Origin of the sequence: Arenimonas sp., assembly GCF_022842045.1 — a bacterium.
Classification (GTDB): domain Bacteria; phylum Pseudomonadota; class Gammaproteobacteria; order Xanthomonadales; family Xanthomonadaceae; genus Arenimonas.
The window spans coordinates 1-13,689 of record NZ_JALHQI010000072.1 but is presented as its reverse complement, the minus strand read 5'-3'; the positions used below and the strand labels follow the sequence as shown (position 1 = coordinate 13,689).

The 13,689-nt window shown below is 71.2% G+C and carries 14 protein-coding genes and 1 pseudogene; 14 read left to right on the top strand and 1 reads right to left on the bottom strand.

Annotated elements, in window-relative coordinates:
* The 10 genes and pseudogenes from Q0C12_RS12805 to recO all read left to right on the top strand — a co-directional run.
* A pseudogene (locus tag Q0C12_RS12805) lies at positions 1-322 on the top strand (hypothetical protein); the annotation flags it as partial.
* Positions 319-1,245 (top strand): MucB/RseB C-terminal domain-containing protein, encoded by a 927-nt coding sequence (locus Q0C12_RS12800; protein ID WP_290890787.1) that lies wholly within the window; start codon positions 319-321, stop codon positions 1,243-1,245. The pseudogene Q0C12_RS12805 and the gene Q0C12_RS12800, both read left to right, overlap by 4 nt.
* Entirely contained in the window at positions 1,238-1,687 is a 450-nt protein-coding gene (locus Q0C12_RS12795; RefSeq protein WP_290890785.1) for a SoxR reducing system RseC family protein, read from the top strand. The genes Q0C12_RS12800 and Q0C12_RS12795 overlap by 8 nt, the downstream gene beginning before the upstream one ends.
* Complete coding sequence (locus tag Q0C12_RS12790) at positions 1,684-3,150, top strand: Do family serine endopeptidase (RefSeq protein WP_290890783.1); 1,467 nt, start codon at positions 1,684-1,686, stop codon at positions 3,148-3,150. Before Q0C12_RS12795 ends, Q0C12_RS12790 begins: the two co-directional genes overlap by 4 nt.
* A 98-nt stretch (positions 3,151-3,248) precedes the next feature.
* The gene (gene lepA / locus Q0C12_RS12785; RefSeq protein ID WP_290890781.1) at positions 3,249-5,042 is read left to right on the top strand and encodes a translation elongation factor 4; all 1,794 of its coding nucleotides are present in this window, start codon (positions 3,249-3,251) and stop codon (positions 5,040-5,042) included.
* Between the two features lie 29 nt (positions 5,043-5,071).
* Positions 5,072-5,908, top strand: coding sequence for a signal peptidase I (lepB, locus tag Q0C12_RS12780; RefSeq protein WP_290890779.1), 837 nt, complete (start codon positions 5,072-5,074; stop codon positions 5,906-5,908).
* Positions 5,909-5,934: 26 nt separating this feature from the next.
* Positions 5,935-6,321 (top strand): DUF4845 domain-containing protein, encoded by a 387-nt coding sequence (locus Q0C12_RS12775; protein ID WP_290890777.1) that lies wholly within the window; start codon positions 5,935-5,937, stop codon positions 6,319-6,321.
* A complete protein-coding gene (gene rnc, locus Q0C12_RS12770) occupies positions 6,314-6,970 on the top strand; it encodes a ribonuclease III (RefSeq protein ID WP_290890775.1) in 657 nt (218 codons plus the stop codon). The genes Q0C12_RS12775 and rnc overlap by 8 nt, the downstream gene beginning before the upstream one ends.
* Positions 6,967-7,881, top strand: coding sequence for a GTPase Era (gene era / locus Q0C12_RS12765; RefSeq protein ID WP_290890773.1), 915 nt, complete (start codon positions 6,967-6,969; stop codon positions 7,879-7,881). The genes rnc and era overlap by 4 nt, the downstream gene beginning before the upstream one ends.
* Before the next feature lies 1 nt (position 7,882).
* Positions 7,883-8,596, top strand: a complete 714-nt coding sequence (gene recO / locus Q0C12_RS12760; RefSeq protein WP_290890771.1) for a DNA repair protein RecO — start codon at positions 7,883-7,885, stop codon at positions 8,594-8,596.
* Here recO and Q0C12_RS12755 read toward each other — a convergent pair.
* Positions 8,587-9,273, bottom strand: coding sequence for a hybrid sensor histidine kinase/response regulator (locus Q0C12_RS12755; protein WP_290890769.1), 687 nt, complete (start codon positions 9,271-9,273; stop codon positions 8,587-8,589). The two genes, recO and Q0C12_RS12755, sit on opposite strands and share 10 nt — an antisense overlap.
* Positions 9,274-9,320: 47 nt before the next feature.
* On the opposite strand from Q0C12_RS12755, the gene Q0C12_RS12750 reads away from it, so the two are divergent.
* The 4 genes from Q0C12_RS12750 to Q0C12_RS12735 form a co-directional block, all read left to right on the top strand.
* Entirely contained in the window at positions 9,321-11,345 is a 2,025-nt protein-coding gene (locus Q0C12_RS12750) for a hypothetical protein (RefSeq protein WP_290890767.1), read from the top strand.
* Positions 11,346-11,356: 11 nt separating this feature from the next.
* Entirely contained in the window at positions 11,357-11,959 is a 603-nt protein-coding gene (locus tag Q0C12_RS12745; RefSeq protein WP_290890765.1) for a YdbL family protein, read from the top strand.
* A gap of 112 nt (positions 11,960-12,071) precedes the next feature.
* Complete coding sequence (gene rlmD / locus Q0C12_RS12740) at positions 12,072-13,391, top strand: 23S rRNA (uracil(1939)-C(5))-methyltransferase RlmD (RefSeq protein ID WP_290890763.1); 1,320 nt, start codon at positions 12,072-12,074, stop codon at positions 13,389-13,391.
* Between the two features lie 8 nt (positions 13,392-13,399).
* A partial coding sequence (locus tag Q0C12_RS12735) for a CYTH domain-containing protein (protein WP_290890761.1) occupies positions 13,400-13,689 on the top strand: 290 nt, incomplete at its 3' end.

The following is a 13,689-nucleotide window of genomic DNA, read 5'->3' as shown; positions in this document are numbered from 1 at the left end:
CTCCGCGCCCGCGCCGGTCGCTGCCCCCGCGTCGCCCGCGATGCCGTCGGCGGTGTTGCCCGCGCTGACGACGGTGGCCTCCGCGCCGTCGTCGCCGCTGCCGTCGGTGCGCGATTTCCCGCTGACCAGCCCGACCGCCGGCAAGGCCTGGCCGCGCTCGCCGGCGGTGGCCGGCGAACGTTCGCTGCAGGCCTACCTGGTGCGCCACAACGCGCTGGCGGCCGGTGATGGCGTCGGTGGCTTCCTGCCGTACGTGGACGTGGTGACCCAGGAGGCCGAGGCCGGCCAGGCGCCGCCCGCGCCGGGGGATCGCGTCGAGTGAGGGCCGCCTGGCTGGCCCTGCTGCTGGCGCTGGCGGCGCCGCTGCACGCCGCAGTGGGCGCCGGCGACTGGCTGGCACGGATCGAGCCGGCCCTGCGCGGCCTCGACTACCAGGGCACGCTCGTGCACGTCGCCGGCGGCCGCGTTGAAACCGTGCGCCTGTTCCATCGCCGCGACGGCGACCGCGAGCGCGAGCGCCTGGTCGCGCTGGGCGGCGCGCCGCGCGAAGTGATCCGCGATGGCCGCAAGGTGATGTGCCTGGGCGGCGAACAGGGACCGCTGGCCTTCGAGGTGGCGGCGCACGGCGGCTGGAGCCCGGCCCTCGCGCTTTCCGCCGCGGGCGACCTGCCGGGCTATCGCGTGCAGTTGGCGGGCCGCGACCGCGTCGCCGGGCATGCGGCCCAGCGCATCGACATCCTGGCCACCGATCGTTGGCGCTATGGCTACCGGCTGTGGCTGGAGCAGGTGACCGGCCTGCCGCTGCGGGTGGACCTGGTGGACGATCGCGGCGTCGCGGTCGAGCAGGTCGCCTTCACCGAGCTCGAGATCGGCCGGCGCCCCCGCGACGAGGATCTTGAACCGTCAACGAGCCGTGGCCTGGTCGCCGTGGCCCCGCTTGCGGCCGCGCGCACCGCGGCGCCCGACTGGCGCGTGCCGTCGCCGCCGCCGGGCTTCGCGCTGCGCTCGACGCGACGCGATGCCGACGGCCTGCAGCTGCTCTACAGCGACGGGTTGGCCAGCGTGTCGGTCTACGTCGAGCCGGCCGACCCGCGGCTCCGTGCCGCCAGCGCCACCCGACAGGGCGCCGTGCACGCGCATGCCTTCCAGGTCGATGGCTGGCACGTCCTGGCGCTGGGCAAGGTTCCCGCCGCCACGGTGGCCCATCTGGCGCGCACGGTTCGCGCGGTGGACTCCGATGGCTGAGCGCGAGGTCGAAGTCATCAGCACGGCCGACGGACGGCTCAGCCTGCGCCTGCTCGGCGACCAGTGCACCGGCTGCGAGGGCGGCTGTGCCGGACGCTGCAACCTGTTCGCCACCACGGCCGCCGGGGAGTTCGTGCTCGAGGGCGCCGGCCTGCCCGGCGCCGTTGCGGGGAGTCGCTATCGCCTGGCGCTGGACGACCAGGCCCTTCGGCGCGCGGCCTGGCTGGGCTATGGCCGCGCCCTGCTGGGCCTGCTGCTCGGCGCGTTCGCGGGCTACGCCGCGGGCGCCGCCTGGCCTGCCGCGCGCGATGGCCTGACCCTCGCCGGCCTGCTGGCGGGAACTTTCCTGGCCGTGCTGGTCTCCAAGCGCCACTTGCCCGCGCCGCGGCTGCTGCCAGCCGCGGTCGCCACCCCCGACCCCTGCAAGAGTGATTGCCCATGAGCCTTTCGTTCCGCCATGTCCTCGTCCTTGCCCTGCTGCTGCCGATTGGCTTCGCGCACGCGCAGGAGGCCGCCGCCGACACCGCGCCGCTGGTGCAACTGCCCGACTTCACCCGCCTCGTCGAACGCACGAGCCCCGCCGTGGTCAACATCGAGGCCACGATCGGCGGCGCCGACGCCCGCGACGACGAAGACGCCGCCGCCCAGGGCGCGCCGCCCATGCCCGAGGACATGCCCGAGTTCTTCCGCCGCTTCTTCGGCCAGCCCGGCATGCCGGGCCGCCCGGGGCAGGGGCCCCGCAGCGGCGTGTCGCAGGGCTCGGGTTTCATCATTTCGGCTGATGGCTACGTGCTGACCAACCACCATGTGATCGAGGGGGCCACCAACATCGTGGTGCGCCTGAACGACCGCAACGAGCTCAAGGCCGAACTGGTGGGCAGCGACCCGCTGTCCGACGTGGCCCTGCTCAAGGTCGACGGGCGCGGCCTGCCGGTGCTCAAGATCGGCGACTCCCGCGGGCTCAAGGCCGGCCAGTGGGTGCTGGCCATCGGTTCGCCGTTCGGCTTCGAGCACTCGGTCACGGCCGGCGTCGTCAGCGGCGTCGGCCGCCGCTCGCTGGACCCCAGCCAGCAGTACGTCCCCTTCATCCAGACCGACGTGGCCATCAACCGCGGCAACTCCGGCGGCCCGCTGCTCAACACCCGCGGCGAGGTGGTCGGCATCAACTCGCAGATCTTTTCCAACTCCGGCGGCTACATGGGCGTCAGCTTCGCGATCCCGATCGAGGTGGCGATGAATGCCGTGCGCCAGCTGCGCGACACCGGCAAGGTCGTCCGTGGCCAGCTCGGCGTGCGCATCCAGGACGTCGATCGCGAGCGGCTCGCGGAATTCGGGCTCGACCGCCCGGTCGGCGCCTTCGTCTATTCGGTCGAGAACGGCAGCGCCGCGGCCAAGGCCGGCATCCGCCCGGGCGACGTGATCACCCGCTTCAACGGCCGCGAGATCGGCCGCTCGGCCGAACTTCCGCCGATGGTGGGCGCCTTGCCCCCGGGCAGCCGCGCCAGCGTCACCCTGATGCGCGACGGCAAGCCGCAGGACCTGGTCGTGACCCTGGCGGCGCTGGACACCGCGGCGGCGCCGTCGGCACCGGCCGGGCAGGGCGCCGCCCCGGCCCCGGCCGCCGGCAATGCGATGGGCGTGGTGGTCGAGGAGCTCGATGCCTCAGCCCGCGCCGCGCTGGGCCTGCGGGCCGGCGAGGGCGTGCTGGTCGGGCGCGTGACGGGCCTGGCCGCCCGCCAGGCCGGGCTGGCGCCGGGCGACGTGATCCTGCAGGTGGGCCGCGTCGACATCGGTTCGGTGGCCGCCTTCAATACGGCCGTGAAGGACCTCAAGCCCGGTGACGAGGTGCGCCTGCTGGTGCGCAACGCCCGCAGCACCGGGTTCGTGGCCTTCACGCTGCGCTGAGCCCGAAGGCAGGCCGGCCCGCCCCCGTGGCGGGCCGGGCCCCGGGGGCTGTGCGATAATCCGCCGTTTACCGCCACCGACCGGCAGCCTTCCCCCGCATGCAGCACATCCGCAATTTCTCCATCATCGCCCACGTGGACCACGGCAAGTCCACGCTCGCCGATCGCATCATCCAGATCTGTGGCGGCCTGCAGGCGCGCGAGATGGAGGCGCAGGTGCTCGACTCGAACCCGATCGAGCGCGAGCGCGGCATCACCATCAAGGCGCAGTCCGTTTCGCTGCCTTACACCGCGAAGGACGGCGTCACCTACCAGCTCAACTTCATCGACACCCCGGGCCACGTCGACTTCAGCTACGAGGTCAGCCGCTCGCTGGCCGCCTGCGAGGGCGCGCTGCTGGTGGTGGACGCCGCCCAGGGCGTCGAGGCCCAGTCGGTCGCGAACTGCTACACCGCGGTCGAGCAGGGCCTGGAGGTGGTGCCGGTGATCAACAAGATCGACCTGCCCACCGCCGACATCCCCAAGGTCAAGGCCGAGATCGAGGCCGTGATCGGCATCGACGCCGACGACGCCGTGGCCATCAGCGCCAAGACCGGCCTGAACGTGGTGGACGTGCTCGAGGCGATCGTGCAGCGCATCCCGCCGCCGAAGCCGCGCGACACCGACAAGCTGCAGGCGCTGATCATCGATTCGTGGTTCGACAACTACCTGGGCGTGGTGTCGCTGGTGCGCGTGATGCAGGGCGAGATCAAGCCCGGCGACAAGATGCTGGTGATGTCCACCGGCCGCACCCACCTGGTCGACAAGGTCGGCGTGTTCACCCCCAAGCGCAAGGACCTGCCGAAGCTGGGAGCGGGCGAGGTGGGCTGGATCAACGCCTCGATCAAAGACGTGCACGGCGCGCCGGTCGGCGACACGCTGACCCTGGCCAACGACCCGGCGCCGGGCCCGCTGCCGGGCTTCCAGGAAATGCAGCCGCGCGTGTTCGCCGGCCTGTTCCCGGTGGACGCCGAGGACTATCCCTCGCTGCGCGAGGCGCTGGAGAAGCTGCGCCTGAACGACGCCGCGCTGCGCTTCGAGCCCGAGAGCTCCGAAGCCATGGGCTTCGGCTTCCGCTGCGGCTTCCTGGGCATGCTGCACATGGAAATCGTGCAGGAGCGCCTGGAGCGCGAGTACGACCTCAACCTCATCACCACGGCCCCCACGGTGGTCTACGAGGTGCTGCTCAACGACGGCAGCACCATGCCGCTCGACAATCCGTCGAAGCTGCCGCCGGTGACCAAGATTTCCGAGATCCGCGAGCCGATCATCCGCGCCAACATCCTCACGCCGCCCGATTACGTGGGCAGCGTGATCAAGCTGTGCGAGGAGAAGCGCGGCCGCCAGGTCGGCATCAGCTACATGGCCTCGCAGGTGCAGATCAGCTACGAGCTGCCGATGGCGGAGGTGGTGCTCGACTTCTTCGACAAGCTCAAGTCGGTGTCGCGCGGCTATGCCTCGCTCGACTACCACTTCGAGCGCTTCGAGGCCGGCCCGTTCGTGCTGATCGACACGCTGATCAACGGCGACAAGGTCGATGCGCTCTCGTCCATCGTCCACCGCAGCCACGCCGACCGGCGCGGCCGCGAGGTCTGCGAGAAGATGCGCGAGCTGATCCCGCGGCAGATGTTCGACGTCGCGATCCAGGCCGCGATCGGCTCGCAGATCATCTCGCGCTCCACCGTCAAGGCGATGCGCAAGAACGTGCTGGCCAAGTGCTATGGCGGCGACGCCACCCGCAAGAAGAAGCTCCTCGAGAAGCAGAAAGAAGGCAAGAAGCGCATGAAGCAGGTCGGCCGCGTGGAGATCCCGCAGGAAGCGTTCCTGGCCGTGCTGCAGACCGACAACAAGTAAGCGGCCCCCGCCGCGAGGAAACCCGACGCGTGAAAATCGACCTTGCCCTGATCCTCACCGTGCTGGCCGCGCTCACCGGCCTGGTCTGGCTGCTCGACAGCCTGCTGTTCGCGCGCAAGCGCAAGCTGATGCAGGCCGAAGGCGAGGACGTCGCCGACCCGATCGTGGTCGAGTACGCGAAGTCGCTGTTCCCGATCATCTTCCTGGTGCTGGGCCTGCGCAGCTTCATCGCCGAGCCGTTCCGGATCCCGTCGAGCTCGATGATGCCGACGCTGCTCGTGGGCGACTTCATCCTGGTCAACAAGTTCACCTACGGCTTGCGCCTGCCGGTGGCGAACACCAAGATCGTCCCGCTGGGCCAGCCCGCGCGCGGCGACGTGGTGGTGTTCCGCTACCCGGGCTACGGCCCCGACGACACCAAGGCCGGCACCGACTACATCAAGCGCGTGGTTGGCCTGCCGGGTGACCGCATCGCGTTCAAGGACCAGGTGCTGTACGTGAACGACGTGGCCGTCGCCAAGCGCGAGACCGGCGTCTACATCGGGCGTGGCCAGGGTCGATCCATGACCGGTGCCAGCCTGTTCGAGGTGGAGCTGCCGGGCCAGGACGGCCAGCCGCTGATCCGCCACGCCAGCCTCGAGAACAACCGCTTCAGCGACCCGCGCATCGAGAACCAGTGGGTGGTGCCGGCCGGCCACTTCTTCGTGATGGGCGACAACCGTGACCAGAGCGAAGACAGCCGCTACTGGGGTTTCGTGCCGGAACAGAACCTGGTCGGCAAGGCCTTCCTGGTCTGGCTCAACTGCTCGGGCTGGTTCTGCAACGAGGCGTTTGACTACACCCGGATTGGCGATACCATCCGCTGAACGGCCACCACCCAGGGGACAGGACCATGGTACGCAAGCAGCAAGGCATCACGTTGATGAGTTTCGTCATGGTCCTGGTCGTCGTGGGCTTCTTTGCCCTGATGGCCATGAAGCTGTTCCCGATGTACAGCGAGTTCCACAACATGAAGGCGGCGGTCGATGCCTACGCGGCCGAGTCGGGCTCCGCGAACAAGACCGTGGCCCAGGCATGGGCGGACCTCGATCGTCGATTCAACATCGCCTACGTCGAGTCGGTCGAGCGCGAGAACATCAAGATCGAGCGGGCGGCCCAGGGCCGCGGCATGCAGATGACGGTGTCCTACGAAGTGCGCAAGCCGCTGCTTTTCAACCTCGACGTGGTCGGCAAGTTCGAGCACGTGGTCGATCTCAACGGTCCGGGCGCGGGTGGCTGATCGGCTGCACCACGCCTTTCGCCACCCCGAACTGCTGCAGCAGGCCCTCAGGCACCGCAGCGCCGGGGCGCCGAACAACGAACGCTTGGAGTTCCTTGGCGACGCCCTGGTGAACCTGGTCGTTGCCGAAGCGCTGCACGCCCGCTGGCCCAAGGCCGACGAGGGCACCCTGACCCGCGCGCGCGCCGCCCTGGTGCGCGAGTCCGCCCTGGCCGGCATTGCCCGCGAGCTCCGCCTGGGCGACCGGCTCGAGCTGGGCCCCGGCGAGCTCAAGAGCGGCGGGCACCGCCGCGATTCGATCCTGGCCGACGCGCTGGAGGCCGTGGTCGCGGCGATCCATCTCGACGCCGGCTTCGAGGCCTGCCGCGCCGCGGTGATGCCGTGGTTCGAACCCCTGATCGAGTCACTGCCGACCGGCAAGGCCGAGAAGGATCCCAAGACCCGCCTGCAGGAGTGGCTACAGGGCCGGCAGTTGCCGCGCCCGGCCTATCGCCTGCTCGAGACGCGCGGCGACGACCACGCCCGCATCTTCGTCGTCAGCTGCGAAACCACCGATCCCGAACTGGCCGAGCAGGCCGAGGGGCCCGCGCTGCGCGCCGCCGAACAACTCGCCGCCGAGCGCGTGCTGGCGCGACTGGAGACCAAGTGAACACCGATTCCCCGCACGACCCGGCGCCGCACCGCGCCGGCACCATCGCCGTGATCGGCCGGCCGAACGTCGGCAAGTCCACCCTGGTCAACGCCATGGTCGGTGCCAAGGTCAGCATCGTTTCGCCGCGGCCGCAGACCACCCGCCACCGCATGCTCGGCATCGCCACCTTCCCCGACGGCCAGCTGCTGCTGGTCGACACCCCGGGCATCCACGGCCAGCAGAAGCGCGCCATGAACCGGATGATGAACCGCGCGGCCCGCGGCGCGGTCGAGGGCGTGGACGCGGCGATGCTGGTGATCGAGGCCGGCCGCTGGACCGACGACGACGCGCTGGCCTACCGCGCGCTTCACGAGGCCGGCGTGCCCTGCATCCTCGTCATCAACAAGGTCGACAAGATCAATGACAAGGGCGCGCTGCTGCCCTTCATCGCCGAGGTCACGACCGGTCGCGAGTTCAGCGCGGTGTATCCGCTGTCGGCGCTCAAGAAGCGCGGCCTGGAAGGCCTGGTCAAGACGCTGTTGGCGCACGTGCCAGAAGCGCCGCCGATGCACGACGAGGACGAGATCACCGACCGCAGCGAGCGTTTCCTGGCCGGCGAGCTGGTGCGCGAGCAGCTGATGCTGCGCCTGGGCGACGAGCTGCCTTACTCGGCCACGGTCGAGATCGAGAAGTTCGAGCTCGACGGCGAGATGCTGCGGATCGCGGCCGTGGTCTGGGTCGAGCGCGAAGGGCAGAAGCCCATCGTGATCGGCAAGGGCGGCGAGCGCATGAAGGCGATCAGCACCGGTGCCCGGCGCGGCATGGAGGAGCTGTTCGGCCGAAAGGTCTTCCTCGAGACCTGGTGCCGGGTGCGCGAGGGCTGGTCGGACGACGAGGCCGCGCTGCGCCGGTTCGGCTACAGCGACTGACATGCAGGTCCGGGCCCAGCCTGCCTTCGTGCTGCATGCGCGGGCCTGGCGCGAGACCAGCCTGATCGTTGAACTGCTGACCCGCGACCACGGCCGCGTCGCCGTGGTCGCGCGCGGCGTGCAGGGCGCCAAGCGGCACCCGCTGCGCGCCGCGCTGCAGCCGCTGCAGTCGATCCGCGCCGACTTCCTGCCGCGCGGCGAGCTGGCCCGGCTGGTGCAGGCCGAGGCGCTGGATGCCGGCGCCGCGCTGCAGGGGGACGCCCTGATGGCCGCTTTCTACGTCAACGAGCTGGTGCTGCGGCTGCTGCCGCGCCAGGACCCGGCGCCGGACCTTTACGCCCGCTATGGCGACCTGCGCGCCGAGCTGGCGGGGCCGGGGCCGCTGGCCTGGACCCTGCGTCGCTTCGAGCGCGACTTGCTGGAATTGCTGGGTTACGGCCTGCCGCTCGACGCGTCGGAAGATGGCGAACGCATCGACCCGGCCGGACGCTACCGGCTGGACGCCGAGCGCGGGCCGGTGCGTGACCGCGCGCACGATGCCGGCTCGACCAGCGGCGCGGCGCTGATGGCGCTGGCCGCGGACCGCCTGCCGCCGCCCGAACAGCTGGCGGAGCTGCGCAGCGCCCTGCGCGGCGTGCTGCAGGTGCACCTGGGTCCGCAGAAGCTCAAGTCCTGGGGCCTGCTTTCGGAACTGGCGCGCCTGGGTCAGGACTGAGGCGCGTCCGAGAGGATCGCCGCGGCGTCGGCCTGGAACCGCGAGTGCGCACTGGCGTCGGTTGGCGCGGCGTGCAGGGCGCGCGCCGAATCGAGCAGGCCCGCGGCGCCCACGAAGGCGCAGCTTGCCTTGAGCCGATGCAGCTGCGCGCCCAGCCGCGCCTCGTCGCGTGCGGACCACGCCGCGGCGATGAGGCCGGCCTGCACGGGCAGCTCCCGCAGGAACAGCCGCCGCAGTTCGCGCACGGCGCCCGGCTCGCCGCCCAGCGCCGACAGTGCGGCCGCATCATCCCAGGTGGAGCGGGCGGACACGCTGGCCTGGTTGGCCATCGCCGCCGCCACCGCCTCACGCAGCGCCGCCGCGCCAATGGGTTTGGCGAGCACGGCCACGAAGCCGGCCGCCCTCAGGCCGGCCAGCACCCCGGGGTCATCCTCGGCCGTCAGCGCCAGCGCGGGGACTTGCCAGCCGCGTGCACGCAGCGAACCCAGCAGATCGTCGCCGCGGCCATCGGGCAAATATGCATCGAACAACCAGAGTGCCTCGCTGCCGTCCGCCAGGCCGCGGGCCTGCGCCAGGTCGGCGGCCACCACCAGTCGCACCGGCAGCGGCGCCAGCGCCTGCGCGAGGAAGGCGGCGGTGACGGCATCGTCTTCGACCAGCAGCAGGCAGGGGTTCATCGGGATTCCCGTGTAATCGCGGCTTGCAAAACCACTATGCTGGCAGCATGCGGCGACCCGCCACGCTCGGCAAGATGCTCCTGGTCATCCTGCTGCTCGCCTTTCCGGCGGCGCAGGCGAAGGTGCTGCGCGTGCAGGTGGACGCAGTGCGCAGCGGGGTCGCCACCCTGGAAGGCGTGGACCTGGTGCTCGACTGGGCCGAAGGCGCGGCCACCGGGGCGCTGGAGATGCGCGTGCACACCGCGGAATTCCCGCTGCTTGGCTATCGCGGCCGCGACCTGGCCTGGCGCTGCCCGCTGCGTCGCGACGACGCGGGCCGCTGGGCTTGCGACGGGCCGCTGCAGGTGGCCGGCGGCGCGCTGCATCCGCTGTCGCTGGAGGTTTCCCCGGCAGGCACGCGCGCCGAACTCGCGCTCGGCGCCCGCAGGATTTCCTACGAATCGATCGCCGCGGCGCCCGATCGCCACCGGCTGCAGCTGGCCCGCATCCCGGTCGCCTGGCTGGGTGAGTTCCTCGCCGGGCTCTGGAGCGACGGGCAGTGGACCGCCGGCGAACTGGCGGGGCGCGTCGACATTTCGGTGCCCGAGGCGGGGCCATTCGCGGTGGCGGCGGAGCTGGCGCTGGATGACCTCGGGCTGGAGACGCCCGACGGCTGGCTGGCGGCCGCGGGGCTGCAGGCCACGCTGGCGATTGATTACCGCGAACAGGCCGGGCGCCAGCGGGTTGCCTTGGACCTGCGCACCCGCGGCGGCGAGTTCCTCGCGCAAGGCCTTTACGCCACGCTGCCGGAAACCCCGGTGGACGTGGCGGTGGTGGCGGAGCAGCGCGACGGCGGCGGCTGGCAACTGCCCGAATTCTCCTGGCGCGACGGCGAGGTGCTGCAGGCCAGCGGCCAGGCACGGCTGGCGCCCGACGCCAGCCTGCGCGAACTGGCGCTGGACCTGTCGCTGGGTGACCTCGCCGTGGCGCGCGATCGCTACCTCAGCGGTTTCCTGGCGCCCGCGGGCTTCCCCGACCTGCTGCTGTCCGGCCGCGCCACCGCCAGGCTGGCGCTGCGCGACGGCCGCGCGCAGTCGATGGCGCTGGGGTTCGCGGGCGTCAACGCGGTGGACCCGAGGCAGCGGTTCACGTTGGCGGGCCTGGCGGGGGACTTGCGCTGGTCGGTCGACGCCGCGGCGCAGGACAGCGCGCTGCGGCTCGACGGCGGCGCGCTCTTCGGCATCGGCCTGGGACCGGCGCGGCTGGCTTTTCAAAGCGCCGGCGGCGAGCTGCGGCTTCGGGAGGGCGCGCGCATCGCGGCCCTCGGGGGCGAGATCGCATTGGACGACCTGCGCTGGCAGGCGCCGACCGACACCCGGCGCACGCGCTTCCAGCTCGGGCTCACGCTCGAGGCGCTCGATCTCGGCAGCCTGTCGCAGCGGCTGGGCTGGCCACCGTTCACCGGCACCCTGGGCGGGCGCATCCCGTCGGCGCGCTACGAGGACAACCGGCTCACGCTCGATGGCGGGCTGGCGATGGACGTGTTCGGGGGTAGCGTGGCGCTGTCCTCGCTCGAGATGGAGCGCCCCTTCGGCGTCGCGCCGACGCTGTCGGCCGACATCGCCATCGAGGACATCGACATGGAGCCGATGACCGCGGCCTTCGGTTTCGGCAGCATCACGGGCCGGCTCGATGGCCGCATCGCCGGCCTGCGCATGGTCGACTGGTCCCCGGTCGCCTTCGACGCCCGGCTGGTGACCGACGAGGCCTGGAAGGGCCGCCGGCGCATCAGCCAGCGCGCCGTCGAGGACATCTCCAGGGTCGGCGGCGCCGGCCTGGTCGCGGGGTTGCAAACCCAGGTACTGAAGCTCTTCGACGATTTCGGCTATGCCCGCATCGGGCTGGCCTGCCGCCTGCGCGACAACGTCTGTGCGATGGACGGTGTCGGTTCAGCCGGCGATGGCTATACCATCGTCGAAGGTTCCGGCCTGCCGCGCATCCAGGTGGTGGGCTTCCGCCGCCGGGTCGATTGGCCGACCCTGGTGGACCGCCTCGAGGCGGCCACCGAGGGACAAACCCCGGTCATCCAATGAAGGAGAGCGTCATGGGCAAGCCGAAGTCGCGTCATCTGTTCACCTCGCTGCTCGCCGCCGGCGTGCTGGCGCTGGGTGCCTGCGTCACCATCAACGTTTATTTCCCGGCGGCCGAGGCGCAGGAAGCCGCCGAGGAGTTCGTCGAGAAGGTGCTGGGCGAGGACGCCACGCAGGGCGAGAACCCGCAGTCCCTCCGGGCCCCGGCGCGCGAGGGCTTCGATCTCGTTTCGCTGTTCATTTCCTCGGCCCACGCCCAGCAGGCCGACATCACCATCCGCACCCCGGCCATCCAGGCGATCCAGTCGCGGATGGAGGCGCGCTTCCAGTCCAGCCTCAGGCCGCACTTCGACTCCGGCGCGCTGGGCTTCGGCAAGGACGGCCGCGTGGTGCTGCGCGACGCCACCCAGGTCGGCCTGAAGGACCGCGTGGCGGTCAACCAGCTGGTGGCCGAGGAAAACCGCGACCGCGATGCCGTGTACCGCGAGATCGCCGTGGCCAACAACCACCCCGAGTGGGAAGGCCAGATCCGCGAGACCTTCGCCAAGCAGTGGGTCGCCAGCGCCCGCGCCGGCTGGTGGTACCAGGCCGCCGACGGTAGCTGGAAGCAGAAATAGCCTGTAGGAGGGCCTCCGGGCCCTAGCCCCGCGCCCCGGCGCGGGCCGCCGGATCCAGCAGCCGGGGCGCGGATTTGCGACAATCCGCGCCCCGTTTCCGTTTGGTCCCGCCGTGGCTCGTTCCCGCTCCAAGCTGCACCAGGTCTTCGAGATTGACGTCACCGACTTCAGCCACGACGGTCGCGGCGTCGGCCGCCGCGAGGGCAAGGCCGTGTTCGTGTCCGGCGCGCTGCCGGGCGAGACCGTCCGGGTCGAGCAGACCGGCCGCAATCGCCATTTCGACGAATGCCGGACGCTGGAGGTGCTCACCCCGGCGCCCGGGCGCGTCACGCCGCGCTGCCCGCATTTCGGCACCTGCGCCGGCTGCGTGCTGCAGCACCTGGAGGAATCGCAGCAGATCACCGCCAAGCAGCGCGTCCTGACCGACAACCTGCGCCGCATCGGCCACGTCGAGCCGGGCACGGTGCTGCCGCCGCTGGTGGACGCGGCCTGGGGCTATCGCCGCAAAGGCCGCTTCTCGGTGCGCTACGTCGAGAAGAAGGGCAAGGTCGTGGTCGGTTTCCGCGAGACCAACCCGCGCTTCGTCGCCGACCTGTCGGTCTGCCACACCGTGGTGCCTTCGATCGGCCTGCGCATTCCCGAGATCTCGGCGCTGGTGGAAAGCCTCGACGGCCGCCGCACCCTGCCGCAGATCGAGTTCATCGCCGGCGACGCCGCCGTGGCGCTGGTGTTCCGCCACCTCGAGCCCCTGTCCGAGGCCGATGTGGCGCGACTGGTGGCCTTCGCGAAGGACACCGGCTTCGCGGTGTTCCTGCAGCCCGGCGGCGTGGACACGGTGAAGGCGCTGTGGCCCGAACAGGTCCCGCTGTCCTTCGCCATCCCCGGCTACGACCTGTCGCTGGACTTCCGCCCGCTGGACTTCATCCAGGTCAACGCCGGCCTGAACGACAAGATGATCGCCTCGGCCCTGGACCTGCTCGATCCGCAGCCGGGCGACCGCGTGCTCGACCTGTTCTGCGGCCTGGGCAACTTCACGCTGCCGCTGGCGAAGCGGGCGGGGCAGGTGGTGGGCGTCGAGGGTGACGCCGGCCTGGTGGCCCGCGCCCGTGCCAATGCCGCGAAGAACGGGCTGGGCAACGTCGAATTCCATGCCGCCGACCTGGCCAAGGACCTTTCGGCCGAGCCCTGGATGAGGGCCGGCTTCGACAAGCTGCTGCTCGACCCGCCGCGCGCCGGCGCCGCCGAGGTGCTGGCGCAGCTGCCGCTCAAGGGCATCCGCCGCATCGTCTACGTCAGCTGCCACCCGGGTTCGCTGGCGCGCGACGCGGGCTTCCTGGTGCGCGAGCGCGGCTACACGCTCAAGGCCGCCGGTGCGATGGACATGTTCCCGCAGACGGCGCACGTAGAATCCATCGCGCTGTTCGAGAAATAGGAAACCCCGTGGGCATCGAGATCGAACGCAAGTTCCGGGTGGTGGGCGAGGGCTGGCGCGCCCAGGCCGTGCGCTCGGTGCGCATCGCCCAGGGCTACATCAACGACATGGCGGCGCTGCGCGAGGGGCGACAGAACGCCTCGGTGCGCGTGCGCATCGCCGGCGAGCAGGCGTTCCTGAACCTCAAGTCGCGCGAGCTGGGCACCACCCGCCAGGAGTTCGACTACCCGGTGCCGGTGGCCGACGCCGAGGCGCTGCTGGCGCTGTGCGTGGGCGGCCGCATCGACAAGGTGCGGCA

Bases quoted from the DNA above. Each gene is read 5' to 3' on its own strand.
- Q0C12_RS12755 (WP_290890769.1), bottom strand. From the start codon at position 9,273: ATGAACCCCTGCCTGCTGCTGGTCGAAGACGATGCCGTCACCGCCGCC.
- Q0C12_RS12790 (WP_290890783.1), top strand. From the start codon at position 1,684: ATGAGCCTTTCGTTCCGCCATGTCCTCGTCCTTGCCCTGCTGCTGCCG.
- Q0C12_RS12795 (WP_290890785.1), top strand. From the start codon at position 1,238: ATGGCTGAGCGCGAGGTCGAAGTCATCAGCACGGCCGACGGACGGCTC.
- lepA (WP_290890781.1), top strand. From the start codon at position 3,249: ATGCAGCACATCCGCAATTTCTCCATCATCGCCCACGTGGACCACGGC.
- Q0C12_RS12750 (WP_290890767.1), top strand. From the start codon at position 9,321: ATGCGGCGACCCGCCACGCTCGGCAAGATGCTCCTGGTCATCCTGCTG.
- Q0C12_RS12775 (WP_290890777.1), top strand. From the start codon at position 5,935: ATGGTACGCAAGCAGCAAGGCATCACGTTGATGAGTTTCGTCATGGTC.
- Q0C12_RS12745 (WP_290890765.1), top strand. From the start codon at position 11,357: ATGGGCAAGCCGAAGTCGCGTCATCTGTTCACCTCGCTGCTCGCCGCC.
- recO (WP_290890771.1), top strand. From the start codon at position 7,883: ATGCAGGTCCGGGCCCAGCCTGCCTTCGTGCTGCATGCGCGGGCCTGG.